Source organism: Nocardioides okcheonensis (assembly GCF_020991065.1).
Lineage (GTDB): Bacteria > Actinomycetota > Actinomycetes > Propionibacteriales > Nocardioidaceae > Nocardioides > Nocardioides okcheonensis.
In genome coordinates, this window is the sequence record NZ_CP087710.1 from 686711 (window position 1) to 705613 (window position 18903).

At 67.9% G+C, this 18903-nt stretch carries 19 protein-coding genes; 5 read left to right on the plus strand and 14 right to left on the minus strand.

Features of this window, described 5'->3' with window-relative positions:
• Positions 1–22: 22 nt before the first annotated feature.
• The 11 genes from LN652_RS03035 to LN652_RS03085 all read right to left on the minus strand — a co-directional run bounded on the left by LN652_RS03035 (position 23) and on the right by LN652_RS03085 (position 11436).
• Entirely contained in the window at positions 23–3541 is a 3519-nt protein-coding gene (locus LN652_RS03035) for a LysM peptidoglycan-binding domain-containing protein (protein ID WP_230443229.1), read from the minus strand.
• Positions 3542–3597: 56 nt separating this feature from the next.
• On the minus strand, positions 3598–4089 hold the full coding sequence (locus LN652_RS03040; RefSeq protein ID WP_230443230.1) for a pilus assembly protein TadG-related protein: 492 nt from the start codon (positions 4087–4089) through the stop codon (positions 3598–3600).
• Entirely contained in the window at positions 4086–4511 is a 426-nt protein-coding gene (locus LN652_RS03045; RefSeq protein ID WP_230443231.1) for a TadE/TadG family type IV pilus assembly protein, read from the minus strand. The genes LN652_RS03040 and LN652_RS03045 overlap by 4 nt, the downstream gene beginning before the upstream one ends.
• Positions 4512–4579: 68 nt before the next feature.
• Entirely contained in the window at positions 4580–4918 is a 339-nt protein-coding gene (locus LN652_RS03050) for a TadE/TadG family type IV pilus assembly protein (protein WP_230443232.1), read from the minus strand.
• A 79-nt stretch (positions 4919–4997) separates the two neighbouring features.
• Positions 4998–5261, minus strand: a complete 264-nt coding sequence (locus LN652_RS03055) for a hypothetical protein (RefSeq protein ID WP_230443233.1) — start codon at positions 5259–5261, stop codon at positions 4998–5000.
• A 122-nt stretch (positions 5262–5383) separates the two neighbouring features.
• Positions 5384–6298 carry a hypothetical protein gene (locus tag LN652_RS03060; RefSeq protein ID WP_230443234.1) on the minus strand — a complete coding sequence of 305 codons (915 nt, stop codon included), beginning with the start codon at positions 6296–6298 and terminating at the stop codon, positions 5384–5386.
• Positions 6295–7257, minus strand: coding sequence for a type II secretion system F family protein (locus tag LN652_RS03065; protein WP_230443235.1), 963 nt, complete (start codon positions 7255–7257; stop codon positions 6295–6297). Before LN652_RS03065 ends, LN652_RS03060 begins: the two co-directional genes overlap by 4 nt.
• Positions 7254–8633, minus strand: a complete 1380-nt coding sequence (locus tag LN652_RS03070; protein ID WP_230443236.1) for a CpaF family protein — start codon at positions 8631–8633, stop codon at positions 7254–7256. Before LN652_RS03070 ends, LN652_RS03065 begins: the two co-directional genes overlap by 4 nt.
• A gap of 383 nt (positions 8634–9016) precedes the next feature.
• The gene (locus tag LN652_RS03075) at positions 9017–9928 is read right to left on the minus strand and encodes a P-loop NTPase family protein (protein ID WP_230443237.1); all 912 of its coding nucleotides are present in this window, start codon (positions 9926–9928) and stop codon (positions 9017–9019) included.
• 1 nt (position 9929) lies between these two features.
• Positions 9930–10496 (minus strand): SAF domain-containing protein, encoded by a 567-nt coding sequence (locus LN652_RS03080; RefSeq protein ID WP_230443238.1) that lies wholly within the window; start codon positions 10494–10496, stop codon positions 9930–9932.
• A 475-nt stretch (positions 10497–10971) separates the two neighbouring features.
• The gene (locus LN652_RS03085; RefSeq protein WP_230443239.1) at positions 10972–11436 is read right to left on the minus strand and encodes a GNAT family N-acetyltransferase; all 465 of its coding nucleotides are present in this window, start codon (positions 11434–11436) and stop codon (positions 10972–10974) included.
• Positions 11437–11628: 192 nt separating this feature from the next.
• Between LN652_RS03085 and LN652_RS03090 the strand changes: the two genes are divergently transcribed.
• Positions 11629–12900, plus strand: a complete 1272-nt coding sequence (locus tag LN652_RS03090) for an IS110 family RNA-guided transposase (RefSeq protein ID WP_230443240.1) — start codon at positions 11629–11631, stop codon at positions 12898–12900.
• Between the two features lie 73 nt (positions 12901–12973).
• Here LN652_RS03090 and LN652_RS03095 read toward each other — a convergent pair whose 3' ends face one another.
• Entirely contained in the window at positions 12974–13237 is a 264-nt protein-coding gene (locus LN652_RS03095; protein WP_230443241.1) for a hypothetical protein, read from the minus strand.
• A gap of 87 nt (positions 13238–13324) precedes the next feature.
• On the opposite strand from LN652_RS03095, the gene LN652_RS03100 reads away from it, so the two are divergent.
• Together LN652_RS03100 and LN652_RS03105 are read left to right on the plus strand one after the other, a co-directional pair.
• Positions 13325–14479, plus strand: coding sequence for an IS30 family transposase (locus LN652_RS03100; RefSeq protein WP_230443242.1), 1155 nt, complete (start codon positions 13325–13327; stop codon positions 14477–14479).
• A gap of 68 nt (positions 14480–14547) precedes the next feature.
• Positions 14548–14754 carry a hypothetical protein gene (locus LN652_RS03105; RefSeq protein ID WP_230443243.1) on the plus strand — a complete coding sequence of 69 codons (207 nt, stop codon included), beginning with the start codon at positions 14548–14550 and terminating at the stop codon, positions 14752–14754.
• Positions 14755–15007: 253 nt separating this feature from the next.
• On the opposite strand, the gene LN652_RS03110 is transcribed toward LN652_RS03105, so the two are convergent.
• Together LN652_RS03110 and LN652_RS03115 are read right to left on the minus strand one after the other, a co-directional pair.
• Positions 15008–15565 carry a VanZ family protein gene (locus LN652_RS03110; protein WP_230443244.1) on the minus strand — a complete coding sequence of 186 codons (558 nt, stop codon included), beginning with the start codon at positions 15563–15565 and terminating at the stop codon, positions 15008–15010.
• Between the two features lie 81 nt (positions 15566–15646).
• Positions 15647–16657, minus strand: a complete 1011-nt coding sequence (locus LN652_RS03115) for an IS481 family transposase (RefSeq protein WP_230443245.1) — start codon at positions 16655–16657, stop codon at positions 15647–15649.
• Positions 16658–16998: 341 nt separating this feature from the next.
• Between LN652_RS03115 and LN652_RS03120 the strand changes: the two genes are divergently transcribed.
• Together LN652_RS03120 and LN652_RS03125 are read left to right on the plus strand one after the other, a co-directional pair.
• Positions 16999–18195, plus strand: a complete 1197-nt coding sequence (locus tag LN652_RS03120) for an IS110 family RNA-guided transposase (RefSeq protein WP_230443246.1) — start codon at positions 16999–17001, stop codon at positions 18193–18195.
• 210 nt (positions 18196–18405) lie between these two features.
• On the plus strand, positions 18406–18885 hold the full coding sequence (locus LN652_RS03125) for a SigE family RNA polymerase sigma factor (RefSeq protein ID WP_230443247.1): 480 nt from the start codon (positions 18406–18408) through the stop codon (positions 18883–18885).
• Positions 18886–18903 lie beyond the last annotated feature (18 nt).

Below are 18903 nucleotides of genomic sequence, written 5' to 3' on the forward strand. Positions count from 1 at the left end.
GCACTTCCTTTGCGCGTCGCCGCTAGCTTGCGAGCCACTGGTGGTTACGGATGATGGTCTCGGTACGTTCGGGAAGCTCGGCGGGTGCGTCGTCGCCATCGGTCCGGTTGCAGACCTGCTCGCGCAAGATCTGCTGGGCACCCGCGGCGTCGCCCTCGGCCTCGGTGATGCGCACGAGGCAGAGCCGGGTGACTTCCTCGTCGGGGGCGGCCAGCATCGCGATCTCCGTTGCTGCCCGAGCTCGGATCAGGTCCCCAGCAGCGAGATAAGCGGTGGTGAGGGTGAAGGCCACGTCGGCGACTGCCACCAAGGCGTACTCGTCATGGCGTTCCCCCTCGAAGAGCCACGTCCACCCGCCGGGCCGCAGCTGGTCGAAGGGACGACCGGTCACGAGTCGGAGTGCGGTGGCGAGGTCGCGTTGCCCGTCGGTTCCGCCTCGGGCCCTCGCGCGGAGGCTGAGTCGCTTGAACAGGTCGGCATCGACCAGCAGGCCGTGGTCGACCTGATACAGGTTGAGGCCCCGCGCCTGGGCGGCCGGTGACTTGTCGGCGTGGGGCAGGTGGGGCTCGCCGGTGTGCGGGTTGGTCCCGAGCCAGTCGCGGACGATGTTGATGTAGTCGCGGCACTTACCGGGCGAGATGCTGAATGCGTCGCAGACCTCGTCGCGGGTGGCGCCGTGGTGGCGTCGCAGGGCGAGGAAGGCGAGCAGTTCGGTGAAGTACGGCTTCCGCTTGGCCAGTGCTCTGCCGTGGGTGCGTGCGGTGACGGGTCCGAGCAGGCTGAGCCGGGGACGGATGCAGTCTTCGTCGAACCAGTCGGCCAGGTCGCGGTCGAGATGCGGGTCGGCCGTCTCGACCTTGGTTCGCAGACCCGATGGGACCTTGGGCGCCACGGCTTGGAGGTCGTCTTCGGTCAAGGCGCCAGCGCGCAGGTAGTGCTCGTCATCCCCGTCGAGGATGCTGACGTCGGCTGGTCCGTCGTTGTCCTGGTCTGCATCGCGTGGGCGCGTGTACTCCTTGCGCAGCGCACCCGCCTTGTCCGCGTAGGTCGTCCAGTGGTCGACGTCCGCGTCGACGCCAGCTGCGATGCGGGTTTCGACGTCAACGTCGGTGTCTGTTGCCGGGTCCTCTGGGGGCACCGAGACATCGTCGAGTTCTGCCCGCTGCGCATAGAGGCGGGCGCATCCGTCAGCCTCCTCAGATGTCAGCCCGACCGTGACCAGATCGAGGCCAGCTTCGTCGAGGGTGACGCGGCCAGCGCGGGTGACGTTCAGGGTGATCGCGCTGTCCGGCGCGCCACCATCGGTGCTCGCATCGCTGGTGACCACTGCGGTGGCGGCTTGGCCGGGGTGCTCGGCGACAAGGCCGACCAACTGATCGAGCAGTTCCCGAGTTGGCTGGTCGCTGGGGGCTGCGTCCACGAGCAGCAGTCGTGCTGGCCAAGTGTCGTCGTCGAGGTAGCCGGTGCGAGCGGTGGATACGTCGGTGCCGTGGGCGCTGGCGCGGGCAACGTTGATCTCAGCTGTTCTGAGGGCGTCGTGGATGAGCGCTTCGAGGTCCTCTGTTCCAGCCAGGCATGTCAGCCGATCGTCCATGGACGCCACTTCACCGGCGATCCCGATGCAGGTCGCAGTGACGCGAGACGACCACGGGTTGACGGCGATCTGTGCTGCGAGATGCCTCATCAGATTCCGGGCGTTGTCGTGGTCGCCTGAGATGGCGAGGGCGCCGAGTTCCTCGCAGTTCAGCATCCATGTCTCGCCGGTGTCGCTGGTGCCGATGGTGACGAGGAGCGGGTACGGCGCCTCCAGGTCTCGGGCATTCGCGTCTCGAGCATCCAGGTCTCGAGCCTCGGGTTCCGGGCCGTCGGAGGACAGTCCGTCGACGGTCTCGCTGGTCTCGTCGGCTGCAGCGGTGTCAAGGCTGACACCGTCTATGTGCCAGTGCGTCCGGTCGACGGTGCCTTGCCACGGTGCCGGGAGGTCGGCGGGTGCGCTGAGGTGGAGAGTCAAGGTGCTGTGGCCGAGCTCGACAGCAGCCAGCGGCGGCATGCTCGACCGCGTTGCGGCGACGTGTGCGGCGAGGCGCCGTAGGGCCTGATCGACGAACTCCACCGAGACTGCCGCACTGGTGGCTGCGGCGGCGGACTTCTCAATGGGTGCCAGCGCAGGGTCCGGGGATGCGATCGTCCGGCCGGGGCGGCGGGTGCGGAACTGCGAGCGCCGGCGCGTTCGGAGGGCCAACAGGAGAGCGCCCGCGAGCAGCATGCCTCCTCCGGCGAGACCCGTTACGAACCAGGTCGACGACAACACCGAGTCGTCCTCCTCCCCCACCAGCTCGTCGCGGTCGATTCCACTGCGGTCGCTGCCGGAGTCGTCGCTGCGTCCGGTACGCGTCTGGCTGTCGTCGAGGTCCGTCGTCGACTCGTCTTGAGGTCGTGGCGATTCGATCGGACCGGACGAGGACGTCGATTCGTTTCGCGGGTCGTCTTGGTCGGCTGGGCTCTCGGACGCGAGATCGCCTCCCGCGTCGGCGTCTGAGTGCTCGCCATTGTGGTGTTGCGCATCCTGAGCCGCTGCACGAGCTCCGCTGGATGTCGACTGCGGGATCGTGAGCCTCCACCCGGGCCGAATGAGGTCGGGGTCCGTGAGCCTGGTGCCGTCGTGCTGGATGGTGCCGGTCGAGGCGTTGAATATCTCGAGGTAGCGGCTGGGATCGCCGAGGAGGTCGGCGGCGATGGCGGTGAGCGTGTCGCCGGGCCTCACGACGTGGTGTCGCACCCCGGAGACAGCGGCGGCGTCGGTGGGGCTGGTGATTGGGATGCTGAGCACCCAGCCGGGGCGGAGGAAGCCGGGCTTGTCGCCGATGATGTCGCGGTTGAGCTCGACGACCTCGGTGAACCGGGACCCTTCCCCGAGGTGCTGGGCCGCGATCGACCAGAGGCTTTCGCCGGGCTTGACGGTGTGGTCGAACGCTTGTGCCCGTGGTGACGAAGTCGTGCGATCCGTGTGAGCGGCCCGGGTGAGGTGAGACGGCCGCTCTGTGCCGGTCGTGGGGTCTGAAAGTGCCACGACGCTTCCTGCTGACGCCGGACTGACGTCGAGCGAGACGATCTTCGTGGCGTCGGAGGGTGCGAAAACGGTCTGTGATGCGGCCGCAGGTGCTGTTCCGGTCACGTTCGGGGCGGCAACGAAGAGCAGCGCGGCGACGCCGATCAGCGTCCTGGCGATGAACTGGGAGGTGCCGAGGCCGGGGACTCGCCGCGACGGCACGCCCCGCAGGCGGGCGGTCAGCTCGGTCAACAGGCCGGCTGCTGCGTACGCCCAGGCGGCCCAGGCGACGAGTTCGAGGGTGGACAGGAGAAGGGTTCCGTCATCGGGTGCGAGGAGGGAGTCGACCAGCGATTTCAGCGAGGGCGATGCCCCGGGAAGCGGCGTGGCCCCGATCGCGATCAGCATCGCGGGCAGACCCACGAGGATGCCGGCGAGGAGGAGCGTCGCGAGCAGTCCGAGGAGTCGGCCTCCGGCGCGCGGGGTCGGCATGCTCTGGGGCCAGTTCTGGGGCTGGCGGAGGGGCCCGTGGTGGGGGTCGCGTGGGGTCATGTCCGGCTCCCTGGAGTCTGGATGAGTCGCGCGGATCCTTCACCGGTGACGGTCATGCGGGTGACGCCGATGATGCTGAGGAACTTCGGCCGATAGGTGTCAGTGGTGCGGACCGTGAGGAGCGTCCCGTCACTGACGGTGACGGTTCCGGCGACACCGGTGGCTCGGAGGTAGGCGATAGCTGCGACGCGAGCGCCGCCAGGGTCGATCGCCAGGCCGCGGCCCTTGACTGAGGTGGCGTCGAGTTCCTGGGCACCGGCGCGCGCGGCCTGAGCCGCGACTGCTCGGGCGTGCTGCTGTGTCTGGACCTGCCCACCGACGTCGACCACCAAGCCAACGAGTACGACCATGATGAAGGAGGTCGTGGCGAACCAGATCGAGATCGAGCCGCGGTCGTCTCGGCGACGGCTGGGCCCTCCGAAGTCTCGGCCGGACGAAATGTCGAAGCTGCTGACTGCGACGCAGTGGGGTACCCGGTGATGCGTCATCGGCGCTCCCGATAGGCGTCGACGGGGCTGTACGCGGTCGCGGTGAGGAGCCGGTGGCCAGGTACACCGGGCAGGGACAGGTCGGCGAGCCCGACTCGACAGGTGACGGTGACGCCGACCAGCACCGTGGTGCCGAGTGGCGCGTCGAAGCCGGCGGCGTCGACGACCACGCTACTGGTGGTGCAGGGCAGCGCGGTCAGGCTGGCGGCGACGCTCGTGCGCGCGGCTGCGGCGGCGTCGGTTCGGGTGCGTTCCAGCGAGGCTGCTCGTGCGCCATCGAAGGCTGCCGCTTCGATGGCTTGGCGGGTGATCTCGACCCGGCCACCCATCACGATGAGTGAGATGAACAGCGCGAAGGCCGGTAGGCCGACGACTGCCTCGATCGCGACCGACCCTCGTTCATCACGGAGGCGGCGACTCACCCGGATCTGTGTAGACGGGATCGGATGGGAACTCGTCCGGTGGTCCGGTCGGGTGATCTGCCGGGGGCTCATGGGGTGACCCGTTCGACCGGCATGGTGGCGTGCTGGGTCACGGTGCCTCGCCAGCCGGGGATGACGCTGAGTGTCTTTCCGGTCACGGTGACGGTGGCCGTGTCCGCGGTGCGGCTGCCGGTGATGCCGGTGTCGGTCATGACGTCGTCTCCGCCGGCGTCGCGCAGGAAGGCTGATGCCACGGCGATTCCGCTGTCGCGGCTTCCGGTCTGCCCTGCGGCTTCGCGGGCACCCTCCTCGGCGGCCGCGAGAGCGACGGTCCGAGCGTGGTAGTACAGCGACGCCTGGACACCCAGAAACATCACCGCGAACAGGGCAGGGAGCAGCAGCGCCATCTGGATCGCGACCGACCCTCGGTCGTCGCGAGTGCGGTGCTCCCGGGGCAGGCTCCTGCGCGGTGACATCAAGGACGTCCTACTTGATGTTCCCGGCCTGGGTGGTGACGTAGCCGGTGATCGCCGCCACCACGATGCCGACGATGACGATGACGGCACCGGCCCAGATCACCTGCTCGATCGTGACCGAGCCGCGATCGCTACGCCGCCGCCCCGAGAGACGTGGTGCCGCAGTGTTATCGAGGCCGACTTGATCGGGCTGGGTGCATGCGGTCCTGAGCGTCGTGAACTGCAAGAGAAGCCACACATGGATCTGGGTGGACAGATGGAGAGGGAGTTTCATGGCTGGATCCTTTCGAGGCTGGAGTGCGATGTGGGTTCTGGAAGGTCGGGGCTCCTCGGTATGGGACGTGTGGGGTCTAGGTCGTGGTGGGCTGTGGGGGTGGATGTGTCGGCACTGCGGGGCTAGGAGGTGAATCGGAGGAGTGCAGGGGTGATGAGGATCGCCATGAAGACGACGCCGAGGAGGCTGGCGGGGATGTACATCCGCTCGGAGGCAGCGTTGGCCTTGCCGATCTCGGCGCTGAGCATGGCTGAGCGCAGCCCATTGGCTCGTGCTCGGAGGCTGGTGTAGATCTGGGCGCCGTCTTGGCTGGACTGCTGCATGATGTCGGCGAGGTCGTCCAGCTCGGGGACACCGAGCTCGTCGGACAGGTCGTGGAGGGATTCCCACGGGGCGCGTGAGGCGTAGCGGGCGCGACGCAGTTCGGTGGCGATGCGGGTGAAGACCCACGAGTCGCCCACGTCGGCGGCGACCGCGAGCGCTTGGTGGCCGCTGGCTCCCGAGCGGCGTTCGAGGGCGACGAGCTCGATGTAGGCGCCCAGAGCCCGCAGGAACTCGACCCGCGCGCGCTTGGCGTCATCGACGGCGTTGTAGTTGGGCACGAACCACCCCACAGCGGCGAGCATGATCGAGCCGAGCGCGGGGATGGCCAGCGGGATCGGCAGACCCGCCAGCGTCAAGATGGTCGATATCGAAGGGATGAAGATCAGGCCGAGACCGGCCCAGAGAACCTTTTCGCCATAGAAGCGGGTCTCGCTGATCTGGAGGATGGCCAGATCCCGGCGCGGGGTGCGGACCCACGCTCCGCCCGGCAGGGTGCGGAGTGCCCAGCCGCCGAGGCGGTCCGCGAGGGTCGTCGACGTCCCTGCTGAGCTGGCGCTGCCGTCGAGAACGGTGCCGCGGGTCAGCGGCGCAGGAGCGAGGCGGTCGAGGACGTCACCCAGGTGCGGGTCTGACGGTGCGAGGCGATAGACCAGCAGGGCCGCGGCCAGGCCGATCAGGAGCCCTCCGCACAGGGCGACCTGGAGGCCGGTCATAGCCGGTCTCCCGATCCTGCGGTGGACGCTGCCCAAGTTCCAGCCCCGTTTCCGGCCCCGTTTCGGGCCGCCTGACGGGCGGTGAGGTTGAGGAAGCGCGGCAGTGGTGGGAGCACCGCCATGCGTCGCAGCCACATCAGGGTCGCGACGTAGGCGCTCAGGAGGAGGCCGAGGACGATCTGGCCGACTGGTGTGCCGTAGGGCGCGATGTAGGTGCCGGTCAGGCTGAGGACCCCCAGGACGGCGAGGGTGATGGCGGTGACAGTGCGGGCGGTGGTGCGCGGCTTGGCCTGGTCGGCGGCGATCTGCCGGCGAGCGCGGACGTCGGCGGCGACAGTCTCTGCGAGCGCCTCGAGTGCTACCGAGAGCCCGACCTGGCCCCGGCCGGATGCGGCGAGGATGAGGTTGGTGACGACCACGTCGCCGGTGGAGTCGTTGATGTCCTCGGCGAAGAGGCGCAGGACGTCCTCGGTCGAGGTGCTGTTGTCCCAGAGCCGGGAGACGAGGAGTCCGACCTCTCGTTCGATCGGGGCCGGCGCCGAGCGAAGGGACCGGATGAGGGCAGAGCGCAGGGACTGGCCGGCGGTGAGCTTCCCGGACAGCGAGCGGGCCCATTCCTCGAGCGCCTCGAGCTTTTCCACCTGTTCGCCGGAGGCCGGAGGCGTCAGCAGGACCGGGATTCCCGCGACGGCTGCCGGTACCAGTGCGATGGCGATGACCCAGCCGGAGACGAGCGCGATCACCAGACCGGCGACGGTGCCGACGAGCAGCAGTCGTCGGGTGCGGACGCTGACACCGCTCCAGGGCAGGGCGAGTCGCCGGCCGGATGGCCGGCTGCCTGGGCGCGCCGGCCACGGTGGCTGCGGCGGTCGCGGTGGAGCGGGCAGGCAGGCGACCACCATGCCGATCAGTCCGGCCACCATCATGGCTCCGGCCATTGCGGCGATGAAGGGGTTCACGACGCACCTGCGCCACGGGTTAGGTCGCGGTTGAGGGTGCGCGAGCGCGTGGACTCGGCGTTGTAGGCGTCCAGGTCGAAGCCGTGGCGGATCAGGTCACGGCACAGACGGTCCGAGAGCTCTCCGGTGGCGACGGCCGGGCCGGCGGGTCCCGTCGCGTCGGGGCAGAACGCCGAGGTGGCCGAGTAGCCCATTACTGCGTCGGGGCTGGGTTCGACGACGAGGACCTCGTGGACCCACCGGCGCTTGCGTTGGGTGCCGTCCGGCTCTTCCACGATGTCGGCGTGCAGGTAGATGACGACGTCGATCGCTGATGCGATCTTGCTGATGGCGAGCTCGCGGGTGACCTGCGGACCCGATTCCATCGCGCAGGACACGAGCTTCTCGACCGTGTGCTCGGCGCTGCGCGCGTGGGTCGTGCTGATGGATCCGGGGCCGGACTCCATGGCCTTCAGCATCGACCACACCTCAGGTCCGCGGACCTCGCCGACGATCTGACGGTCCAGGTTGAACCGGAAGGAGTCGTGGATGGCCTCCTCGAGGGTGAACTCTCCCGCCTGGCGTCCAGCGGCGCCGACTTCGCCCGACCCGGGGCGGTGCTCCCACGCGTGCACGATCCGGTGACGGTCGGTCATCTCGTGCAGGTGCAACTCGAACTCGGTCTCGAAGGTGCCGATCATCTCGTGTGCGGGAATCTGGGAGCACAGGGCGCGCACCCAGGTCGTCTTCCCCGACCCTTGGATTCCCGAGACCACGATGCTCTTGCCCGCCCTGACGCAGGCGGAGACGAAGTCAGCCAGCGCGGGGCTGCACGCGCCCCGCAGATGCACCATCTGCTCCATCGAGACTTCGACGAGGCGGTGGCGTCGGATGACGACGGAGGTGTGGGCGGTGACCCAGGAGGCGGCGGCGAGGCGTGCGCCGCCGGGCAGTCGCAGGTGCAGGCTGGGTCGTGCTTCGGTGAACGGACGGTTCTGCCGGGCTCCGAGGTCGGCGAGGAACTCGCGGAGGTCATCCTCGGAGTCCGCGACCGGCGGCCCCTCGGACACGGTGCCATCGGACGCCTCGAGCCACACGGTGATGCTGGTTCCGCGAGCGATGATGATGATGTTCTCCAAGGACTCGTCATCGACGAGCGGCTGCAGGCGGCCCAACCCGAAGATCGCGTCGTAGAGCGCCTGACGCAGCTGCTCCTCCTGCGCCGAGGTCCAGCCGGGTTGGCCGGACGAGACGCGTTCCTCCGACTCGGCACGAACCAGCTCGGCGATCACCGCGAGACCGACCTGCTCGCGTTCGTCGTCCGTGAGCCGGTTGCCCTCCTTCTCGAGCCGAGCCGTGAGTCGAGCCGACGCCTCGGTCCGGAGCTGCGCCACCACCTCTGACCCCACGACATCAGACCGATGCCCTACACCCGAGGCGGGCTCCGGGATCAGCGCACGCACTCCGCCGCCACCGGGTCCACCGTCGGGTCCGCCACTTCCTCCCCAGAGCGCAACCTCGCCCAGCGCTCCATCAGCGAACATCGGGAGGTCCCCCAGGTCTGGAGGATCTGGAGGCTCTGTCTGGTCTGGCGGGTCTGAAGAGTCGACTCGCGTCCGGCGGTCGTGGTCGCTGGCTCGCTCGGACATCGGTCGGGGTGCAGAGGCGGCTCGACCTTCGCCTCGCAGGTGGGCGAACCTCGACCCTGATCGTGCCGGACTCGTCCGGTCGGCGTCTGCCCCGAGCGCGTCGCTCTCATCCCCCGGGTTCTGTTCGGTGGTCATGACCGGCCTGCCGTGAGGGGCGCTGCCGCAGTGACCGCGGACGTGGGCTTGGGCAGATCGGGACGTGCGGCGATGTGGCTCGTGATGGCGCCTGCCGCGGCCCGATAGCTCGCGAGGAGTGTGGACCCGGCGAACTTGCGCGGGGGTCGTGCCCCGTGGGAGTAGACCGCAGCTGCGTCGGGTGCCCACGGCAGCGTGCTCACGACGGGCAACTTCAGCGCTTTCTCGATCTGCCGGGGCATGTAGGGCCGCACGGGCGGGATCCCGTCGACCTGGATCGGCCAGCGCCGACGTTCATCCACGGCCAGAATCCCCGTGCGGTGACCTCCTCCGAGGGCCGCGAAGTCCTCGCGCAGTGTGTCGGCGTACGACCGGACGGCCGCTAGCGCAGGCAGCGACGTCCGGGTCACCAGAAGTGCGAGGTCGGCGCCGAGAATCAGCTCGCGCGGTGATCCGGCGAGACCGAGCCGGCCAGCGTCGACGATCACGTCCTGTCCCTGGTCGTTCATCGCTCGCAGCTGCTCGACCAGCGGTTCCCACAGCGCCACCACGCTGGGCGCCTGCCTGTGGTCACGGATGCCGGCAAGGAACCAGACCGACCCCACAGCCGCACCAGTCGCCGCCGTCGCCGACGTGCCGAGTGGATGGTGGTGTGGTGGAGGGTCGAGGACCAGCGTCTCGTGCGGGAGAACCGCGGCCAGCTCACCATCGCGCTGCGCGAGTGCCAGACGGATCAGCCCGCCGCCGGGGGCCTGGGTGCCGCGCAGATAACCGGCGAACACCGCTGATGCACCGCTCGGGTCTGCATCGACCAGGAGCACAGGCCGGTGCCAGGCGAACGCCAGCCCCAGCGCCGTCGTGCTCGCGCCGGGCGACCCTCCGGCGGAAAACACCACGACCAGCGCCATGTCACTTCTCCCGGGTCTCCAGCACGAGCGCGACGCCGCCCCGAGCTGCTACTGCCGCCAGCTCAGCGGCCTCGTCAGAGGCCACCGTGACATCGACGACCGTGCTCCCGGTCTCGGCGACATCGGACATGTTGACCACGGCCGCGTCGATGGTGCGGAGCGTCTGTCCGAGACCCCCCGATCCGTCGGCGCCCTCCGGGGTCAGGACCAACCGCACCTGGTCACCAGCGTAGAGCGGCTCCGACGGCATCTGGGCGCTCGTCAGACTGACGCCCACCATGGACTCACCCGTGACCGGAACGACGGACTCGGCGATCGAGTCCTCCGTGACCAAGGTGCCCGCCCACAAATCCGCAGCAGCGCGGCTCCCCACGATCCGGGACTCGTCCGTCGCCGCCACCGCCGAAAGCGCCGGATCGACACTGAGCCGGACCACCGAGATGTCCGACTGCTCGATCGTGGCGCCTCGAGCCACGTCGCCTGCGAGGACCAGGACCGCCTCAGTACGGTCAAGCGAGGTGTAGGCATACGCCGCCAAAAGGCCACCGGCTGCCACGAGAGCGGCCATCAGGGCGAACAGCCAGGGGCGGCGGCGGACCCTGAGCCGAGGCAGTGGCGTCGGGGCAGCGCCCATTCCCGGCGCGCCCGCGCGGGTGTCCGGGCTGGACTTGCGGTCTGCATCTACCGACATCGCTGCTCAGTTCCTCCCGAGTCCTCCGACCACCTATGGGTCAGAGCTGAGGCGGAGCGTTCAACGCTCGCTTACTCGTTACGCAAACTACGACGATTGCGCCGGAGCGAAACGGTTATCCACAGGCACCGGGCAGGGGCGCAAGGAGTCGCACTACTGAGGGCCTCCCTTACCCGGCGGCGGTCCACTCCCCCGATGAAGTGAGACAAGATCGCCTTGACGCGATTGTGCTCCCATCTACGCCGGCAGGAAAGAGGCAAAAAAGCACCGAATCTCGGTGTGCTCGTTCCCAAAGTTGTCGACGCACCCGTGAACCCATTGCGGCATGTGAGTGCGTTCGCTCTGTCCGGGGTTATCCCGCTGGCAGTCGGTACGTGATGAACGGTGTGTCATGCGGGCCAGGTCGCGAAGTCGATGTTGCGACCCATCCGTGCCGTCGGTAGAAGTCGATGGCCCGCTGGTTCCCCTCCCAGACCTCAAGGAATCCCCCTTCGCCCAACCTGCGTTCGGACTCGAAGACCTCGTGCAACCGCTTGCCTGTTCCCCGCCCGAAACGACCCGGCTGTACGTACAGCGAGGACAATTCGAGTACGGGCTCGTAGTGATCGAGGTGACGCGCCGACATGAACGCCACGACGACGTCGCGGTCTTCCACGACGAAGGTCACTCCGCCCTCGACGCCCAGCAGGTGCTCCCACATAGCCTCCCGACCGTCATCCGGGTCCGGTTGGTCCCCGTAGTACGCGGCCCTCGACTCGCGGTGCACCGCCGCAATCGCAGTCGCGTCTGTTAGCACTGCTCGCCTCACACGCTCCATGCGGTCATTCAAGCAACTGGGCAACCCGCTCATCGGCTGCTTGTTTCATTGACGGCAGGACCGGGTCTGGCGAGGCTCGGTTCAGGCGCCCGGGCTGTCGCTCTCATTTCGGCTGCCCATGCTGGTCGTGTGGCTCTCATCTGGCCTGCGTGACCCGGGCGTCGCCAGGGCCAGGAGAGGCTCAAGAGGGGTTTGCCCAGCTCGAAGCAGCGTTGCCCTCCCGGCTCGACAACCCAACAGGTTCGAGCATCGGAGGAGCAGATGGACGACGTGAAGAGTCCGGTGGTGATCGGGATGGACCCACACAAGCGGTCGGTCACGATCGAAGTGATGACGGCCGACGAGACCGTCCTGGGTGGCGGCCGGTATGCCACCGACGAAGGCGGGTTCGCCGAGATGGAGCGCTATGTCAGCCGGTTCCCCGACCGGGTCTGGGCGATCGAGGGATGCTCGGGGATCGGTCACCATGTCGCGGTCCGGTTGCTCGCCGCTGGCGAGGAGGTCGTCGACGTGCCACCGAAGTTGTCCGCACGAGCGCGGGTGTTCGCGACTGGGCAGGGCCGCAAGACCGACGCCACTGACGCTCACTCCATCGCACTCGTCGGGCCCCGGATGACCGGGCTACGTCCGGTCGTCAACGACGAGCAGCTCGCCGTGCTGCGGCTCCTGGTCGACCGGCGACGCTCGCTCGGCGAGGAGCACACCCGCAAGACCTCACAGCTGCATCAACTGCTGCTCGAGCTGATCCCCGGCGGTGCGAAGCGCGACCTGTCCGCCGCCCAGGCCAAGGCGCTGCTGGCCAAGGTCCGGCCGCGCGACCTGGTCGGCAAGACCCGACGACGTGTCGCTGCTGAGCTCGTCGCGGACCTCGAGCGGATCTACGCCCGGAAGAAGGAAGCGAACAAGGAGCTCACCGAGCTGGTGAAGGCCACCGGCACCACGCTGCTGGACCTGCACGGCATCGGACCCACCGGTGCCGCCAGGCTGTTGGTCGAGGTCGGTGACATCACCCGGTTCCCGAACAAGGCCCACTTCGCGTCTTGGAACGGCACCGCACCACTCGACGCTTCTTCCGGCGACCAGGTCCGGCACCGGTTGTCGCGCAAGGGCAACCGGCAGATCAACCGGGTCCTGCACACCATGGCCCGCGTGCAGTTGCGCAATCCGACCGAAGGCCGTGCCTACTACGACCGCAAGAAGGCCGACGGCAAGGCGCCCATGGAAGCCATGCGGTGCGTGAAGCGTCGGCTGTCCGACATCGTCTTCCAGACCATGCTCAACGACGCCGTCCGCGCCACCGGTGCGACGACGAACAGGGGAACGAGGACGGGCCCAGGAGGACAACGGGGCGACGACTCTGACTCCAGCGCGGCCGGCTCACAGCCCCACACCAACTCTTCGGACAAGTCACTTCCCGGACCCGCCAGACAACACCCTAGAACCCCACTCCCTGCTGCGTCTTGACACAGAGGGGTGCCAGATCCGGGCCGTTGGAGCGTCAACGACGTCATGGAGTGCAACACCTAGTTGGAATCGGCTACTGGTCGCCGAACTGGCGGTCGATTCGGTCGCGCACCAGGATGAGAGCACTGACCAAGTCAGCGATCTGGTTCGACGAGAAGACTAGGCCCGGCCCCTCGTTGCCGCGGAGGTTCACGTGCGGGCCGGGAGTTCCGGTATCGAGGTCGCTGTGGCCCCAACCGGAGATCATCACGCGTTGACCGCCAACTCCGGTCTCCACGGAGGCGAGGGTGTCGCCGTCATCAAAGCCGAAGTCGCCGGGATTCTCGGGCGAGGTCATGCCCTGGACAGTACCTGCCCTCCTCGCTCGCACATCGGGGTGCTCTCAATAGGTTGTCGCAACACTTCCTGATTCAAGGAGGTCGCGATGGCACGTCAGAGCTATCAACGGTTGTCGCCTGCCGACATCGACAAGATCTGGGAGCGGCTGCGGTCCGGGCATTCGGTCAAGCCGACAGCTCGAGCGCTCGGGCTGTCGACCAGCACGGTGCGCAGCTATCTGATCCGGTGCGGCGGGATCAGGCCTGACCCGCGCCATCGCGGGGCGAGTCACCTGAGCTTGGAAGAGCGTGAAGAGATCAGCCGCGGTCTGGCTGCCGGACGGTCGTTGCGGGTGATCGCTGCAGGGCTGGGTCGCTCACCGTCAACGATCAGCCGCGAGGTGGCCGGCAATGGTGGTCGTCACCGGTATCGAGCCACGGTGGCTGACCAGGCCGCATGGGCCAGGTCGACCCGTCCGAAGGTGTGCAAGCTGGCCACGAACCCGGTGCTGGCTGGCATCGTGGCCGAGAAGCTGCAACGCCGCTGGTCGCCCCAGCAGATTGCCGGCTGGCTGAAGCTGACCTACCCCGACGACCCAGGGATGCACGTGTCGCACGAGAGCATCTACCGCACGCTGTTCGTGCAGTCACGTGGCGCGCTGCGCAAGGAGCTCACCGCCTACCTGCGCACCGGCCGGGTCATCCGCCGCTCGCACGGCACCCGGCTGCCGGACGGTCGTGGCGGCCGTCCCGGGATCGTGAGCATCAGCGAGCGACCCGCTGAAGCCAAGGACCGGGCCGTGCCTGGCCATTGGGAAGGCGACCTCGTCTTCGGCCGCGGCATGAGTCCGGTCGCCACCCTGGTCGAGCGATCGACCCGCTACCTGTTGCTCGTCGGCCTGCCCGGCGGAAACCACAAAGCCGACGCTGTCGCTGACGCTTTGGCAGCCGCGGTGCGGCACCTGCCCGACCATCTGGCACGGTCGCTGACCTGGGACCAAGGCCACGAGATGGCTGAGCACAAACGGTTCACCCATCAGACCGGGATCCAGGTTTACTTCTGTGATCCCAAGTCGCCCTGGCAGCGCGGCAGCAACGAGAACACCAACGGGCTGCTGCGCCAGTACCTACCGCGCAGGCTCGACTTCCGGACCCTCACCCAAGACGACCTCGACGCGATCGCACTCGAGCTCAACGACCGACCTCGACAGACCCTCGGCTTCAAGACACCATCACAAGCACTAGCCGAGGTGTTGCGTTGACCGCCTGAGCCCGCAGGCATGAGCGGATGCTCGGTTCGCGGCGGATCCGGGCGCTCTACTCTGCGTCCATGAGCATCTTCGACTACGGAACGAGTAGCTTCGACGCAGGCATGACGAGCCTTGAGGAACTCAACACCAACGGGTGGATGCAGCGGGTAAGCGAGTTTGCTGCCGCATGCCGCCAGTGCGGGACCCTTATTGCGTCGTCTGATGCCGACCAGGGCAAGTGGACCGAGCGTCATGTTGCTTGGCACATGGGGCTTGACGAGTTCTGACACCTGCGCGCCCCTCGAATGGCCTGTCTCGCTTCGGCAGAGCTCATGGCAGCAGATCTCGACGGGCACCGGAGTAGTACCCGCACCTGGCTGCGGAGCGGGCCGGTCGCGGGTGGTCGAGATCGAGCGCCGCGCACGAGTTGCGAGGAGACTCTGTATCGGTGCGTTCGGACATCGGCGCCAGCGGGCGCTCAGATCGCGGCAGATCTGGACACTTCTTTCGAAGCACCGATGTGGGTTGGGTAGTTGCTCCTCAGCCTGCGGACTCGCTCTGCGGCCCTGCGCAGGCGCCAGCCGTAGGGCGTCGCCGTATGGGCTTCAGGATGACAGCGAGGGTGGCCCCCACCAGTCCTCCGAGGGAGTTCAGCACCAGATCGTCGACATCGCCGAACGACCCCGAGATCATCTGCCACAGCTCCACGAACACCGACAGGGCCAGCGCGCTCGCCACCCCGACAAGTACTTCCCGGCGGTCCGACAGGACGGCGGCCATCCAGCCGACCGGAACAAGCAACGCGACATTCCCGAAGACGTTGACCAGACCCAATGCCCGGTTCACGCTGCCGAGTTCGCCCCGGATCGACTCGCCGAGTCTCCAACTAAACTCCCCGTCGGAGACCGCCAGAGTTCCGCGCGCTGTCACGCCGAGCACGACCAGCACCGAGAACACCAGCATGACCGCCGCTGCCGTACGAGCGGCTCGGGAACAGCTCACCGTGACGTAAACAGCCGCAGCGAGCCCGACACCGGCCACGAGGAAAGTAGGCAGTGGACCGAGTGGGAGGTACCGCCAGACGTCGTCGTCGAACACGGTCCGAACCTATGGGCGGGGACGTCCCAACCCCGAGCAACTCGCCACAGACGGCGATGCACCGCGCCCGCTCATCGGCTACTAGGTGTGATGCCCAGCCAGGTTGTCCAACCTGGTGATGGGTGAGCGCTTGCCGATGGCCGAGTGGGGCCGGTGGTGGTTGTACTCGTGGACCCATGCTGGCAGAGCGGCCAGTCGTGCGGATTCGGAGATGTAGAACTTCTTGAAGGCCCAACCCTCGACCAGGGTCCGGTGGAAGCGTTCGATCTTGCCGTTGGTCTGCGGCCGGTAGGGCCGGGTGCGCTTGTGGGTGATGCCGAGGTCGGCGCAGGTGTCGCGCCACAGGTAGGAGCGGTAGCAGCCGCCGTTGTCGGTCAGCACGCGCTCGACGGTGACGCCACGTACGGCAAACCACGCGACGGCGTTGCGCAGAACCTCGGTGGCTGTCTCCTTGGTTTCGTCGTCACGGGCTTCGACGTAGGCGACGCGGGAGTGGTCGTCGATCACGGTGTGCAGGAAGCAGGTCCCGATCAGCGGCTCCCCGTGCTTGCTTCTGGGTGCTCCGGTCCGGGCTGCGGTGGCGCTGCGGTTCTTCCACCCCTGCACTCGGCCCAGGTAGCGCCAGCCGCCGCCGTCGGGCACCCGGCCAAGCTTCTTGACGTCCATGTGGAGCATGTCGCCCGGCTTCGCGTGCTCGTAGCGACGGATCGGTTCACCGGTGGCGCGGTCGATGTAAGTAAGGCGGTTGAGCCGGCACCGACGAAGGACGGCGTACACGGTCGAGGACTGCATCCCGAGCCGATCGGCGATCTCGACCGGCCCCAGGCGCTGCTTCCACCGCAGGTGCACGATCTTGCGCACCACCGGCTGTGGGGTGCGGTTCGGCTGGTGGTGCGGGGCCGAGGACCGGTCGAGCATCCCGGCCGGCCCCTCGGCCTCGTAGCGCTCAGCCCACTTCTTCGCGGTCTTCCACGACACGTCGTAGCGCTCGGCCGCGCGAGGAATCTTCCACCCCTCGTCGACGATCAGCTTGGCCAACCTGAGCCGGGCACGAGGGGTCAGGGCAGCGTTGGCATGGGTAGCGTGGGACACGAAGGCCTCCTTCGGTGCGGAGCGGTTTCTTAGACAGCTCCACTCCACACCGGGGAGGCCTTCACCCATCTACAAGTCAGATCGTGTCGTCACACGATCTCGACCAACGTGCCTGGTCATCACAACTAGGAAACTTCCCGCAGGATCGGTGTCCGGCCAGACTTCGATCCAGGTGATCGGCGAGACGCTCTTTTATCGGCTGCCCACCGATGGTGTGGCTCTCATCTGGACTGCGCCTCGTCGGTCACCGTGACGAGGAGTGGCTCCAGAGGGGTCTGCCCAGCTCGTAGTAGCAATGCCCACCTCGTCGTCCTGCTGGTTCCCAGTTGCGAGGTGAGCAGATGAGCAAGACGCAGGCAGTGATCATCGGGGTCGATCCCCACAAGATGTCGGTGACGATCGAGGTCGTCGACACCCACGAGCAGCTGCTCGGCACGGGTCGTTTCGCTACAGACAGAGCCGGTTACGCCGCACTCCAGCGTTACGTGAAGCAGTGGCCCCAACGCACGTGGGCCGTCGAGGGAGCCAACGGCGCCGGTCGTTCGCTGGCCCAACGTCTTGTTGCTGCCGGCGAGCGGGTTGTCGATGTTCCGGCCAAGCTCGCCGCGCGGGTGCGGCTCTTCGACACCGGCCACAACCGCAAGACCGACGCCTTGGACGCCCACTCCATCGCGGTCGTCGCGGTCCGCACCGAGGGGCTGCGGGTGCTGGTCGAGGACGGTGAGCTCGAGGCGGTGCGGATGCTCACCGACCGCCGTGACGAGCTCGCCCACCAACGGGTTCAGACGGTCAACCGGTTGCAGCGACTCCTCAGCGAACTGCTGCCTGGCCAGCGCAAACGCGACCTGTCCGCTGCCCAGGCCAAGACGATGCTCGCCACGGTGCGGCCGCGTGACATCGCCGGGAAGACCCGACGTCGGATGGCCGCCGAGGAGGTAGCCGACCTGGTCGCGGTCGACGCCAAGCTCAAGAAGATCAAGGCCGAGCTGACGGCCGCGGTCACCGCCCGCGGGTCGCACCTGATGGACATCTACGGCATCGGACCGGCGGGCGCGGCACGGGTGCTGGCCGACGTCGGCGACGTAGCCCGGTTCGCCGACCGGAACCGGTTCGCGTCCTGGACCGGGACCGCACCCTTGGACGTCTCGTCCGGCGAGCAGACCCGCCACCGGCTGTCGCGGGCCGGGAACCGGCGGATGAACCACCTGCTGCACGTGGCCGCGATCGTGCAGATCCGCCACGACACCGAAGGCCGCGCCTACTACCGCCGCAAGCTCGCCGCCGGGAAGACCCCGATGGAAGCACTGCGCTGCTTGAAGCGACGGCTGTCCGACGTCGTCTACCGCCAGCTCATCGCCGACGCTCAACAGCACGATGGAGCGGATCCGGGAGGGCACTGCGGGGCGACTCTTCAATCCAGCGCGGCCGACTCGCACCCGCTCATCGACACTTCGGATCAGCCACTTCCCGGACCCGCGAACCCGACGCTACGCCGACCACCAGCCGGCCGGAAGACACTCTTCAAAGCCGTGCCTTGACACAGAGGGGTGCCAGATCCGGATGTCCCGGGAGTCGACGTCGATGCATTCGCCCGACTCGTGAGCAAGGGGGGCGTTCGACCTCGACCTGTGGGACTGCCCGGGTCGCCTTGGACTGCGAGAGCTGCACCTACCACACCGCAAGTTTTCCTCGTCAGTGTCTCAACCTTTGCGTACCCTCGGCGCTCTTGAGGTGTGATGGAAGCAGAGATGACGTTCGAGGAGTTCATGGCCGCGCGGTGGGCCAGCTTGTACCGCTTCGCCTACCTGCTGGTCGGCGACCACTTCCGGGCCGAGGACCTGCTGCAGGAGGCGATGGCGCGCACGTGCGTGCGGTGGCGCTCGATCCGGGACAAGGGCGCGGCGGAGGCCTACGTGCGCCAGGCCATGGTGCGACAGGCCCAGCGGGTGTGGCGTCGGCGTGACCGCGAAACGCTCGTGGAGCAGACCCCCGACGCCGTGCTGGTGGGCAACGTGACGGAGGCCGCTGATCGTCAGGCGGTCTGGGACGAGGTACGACGACTTCCGCCGCGGATGCGTGCGGCCCTGGTCCTGAGGTATCTCGAGGGCATGTCCGAGGCCGAGGCGGCCGATGCCCTCGGCGTCAGCGTCGGTTCCATCAAGAGCCAGACCCATCACGCCCTGAAGCGGCTGCGTGCCGCGATGACCGAAGTGGAGATCGTGCTGTGACTGAATCGATTGTTCGTG

Coding starts and splice junctions, on each gene's coding strand:
- LN652_RS03035 (WP_230443229.1), bottom strand. CDS start 3,541: ATGCCGACCCCGCGCGCCGGAGGCCGACTCCTCGGACTGCTCGCGACG.
- LN652_RS03040 (WP_230443230.1), bottom strand. CDS start 4,089: ATGACGCATCACCGGGTACCCCACTGCGTCGCAGTCAGCAGCTTCGAC.
- LN652_RS03050 (WP_230443232.1), bottom strand. CDS start 4,918: ATGGCGCTGCTGCTCCCTGCCCTGTTCGCGGTGATGTTTCTGGGTGTC.
- LN652_RS03055 (WP_230443233.1), bottom strand. CDS start 5,261: ATGAAACTCCCTCTCCATCTGTCCACCCAGATCCATGTGTGGCTTCTC.
- LN652_RS03060 (WP_230443234.1), bottom strand. CDS start 6,298: ATGACCGGCCTCCAGGTCGCCCTGTGCGGAGGGCTCCTGATCGGCCTG.
- LN652_RS03075 (WP_230443237.1), bottom strand. CDS start 9,928: ATGGCGCTGGTCGTGGTGTTTTCCGCCGGAGGGTCGCCCGGCGCGAGC.
- LN652_RS03080 (WP_230443238.1), bottom strand. CDS start 10,496: ATGGCCGCTCTCGTGGCAGCCGGTGGCCTTTTGGCGGCGTATGCCTAC.
- LN652_RS03085 (WP_230443239.1), bottom strand. CDS start 11,436: ATGGAGCGTGTGAGGCGAGCAGTGCTAACAGACGCGACTGCGATTGCG.
- LN652_RS03095 (WP_230443241.1), bottom strand. CDS start 13,237: ATGACCTCGCCCGAGAATCCCGGCGACTTCGGCTTTGATGACGGCGAC.
- LN652_RS03100 (WP_230443242.1), top strand. CDS start 13,325: ATGGCACGTCAGAGCTATCAACGGTTGTCGCCTGCCGACATCGACAAG.
- LN652_RS03105 (WP_230443243.1), top strand. CDS start 14,548: ATGAGCATCTTCGACTACGGAACGAGTAGCTTCGACGCAGGCATGACG.
- LN652_RS03120 (WP_230443246.1), top strand. CDS start 16,999: ATGAGCAAGACGCAGGCAGTGATCATCGGGGTCGATCCCCACAAGATG.
- LN652_RS03125 (WP_230443247.1), top strand. CDS start 18,406: ATGACGTTCGAGGAGTTCATGGCCGCGCGGTGGGCCAGCTTGTACCGC.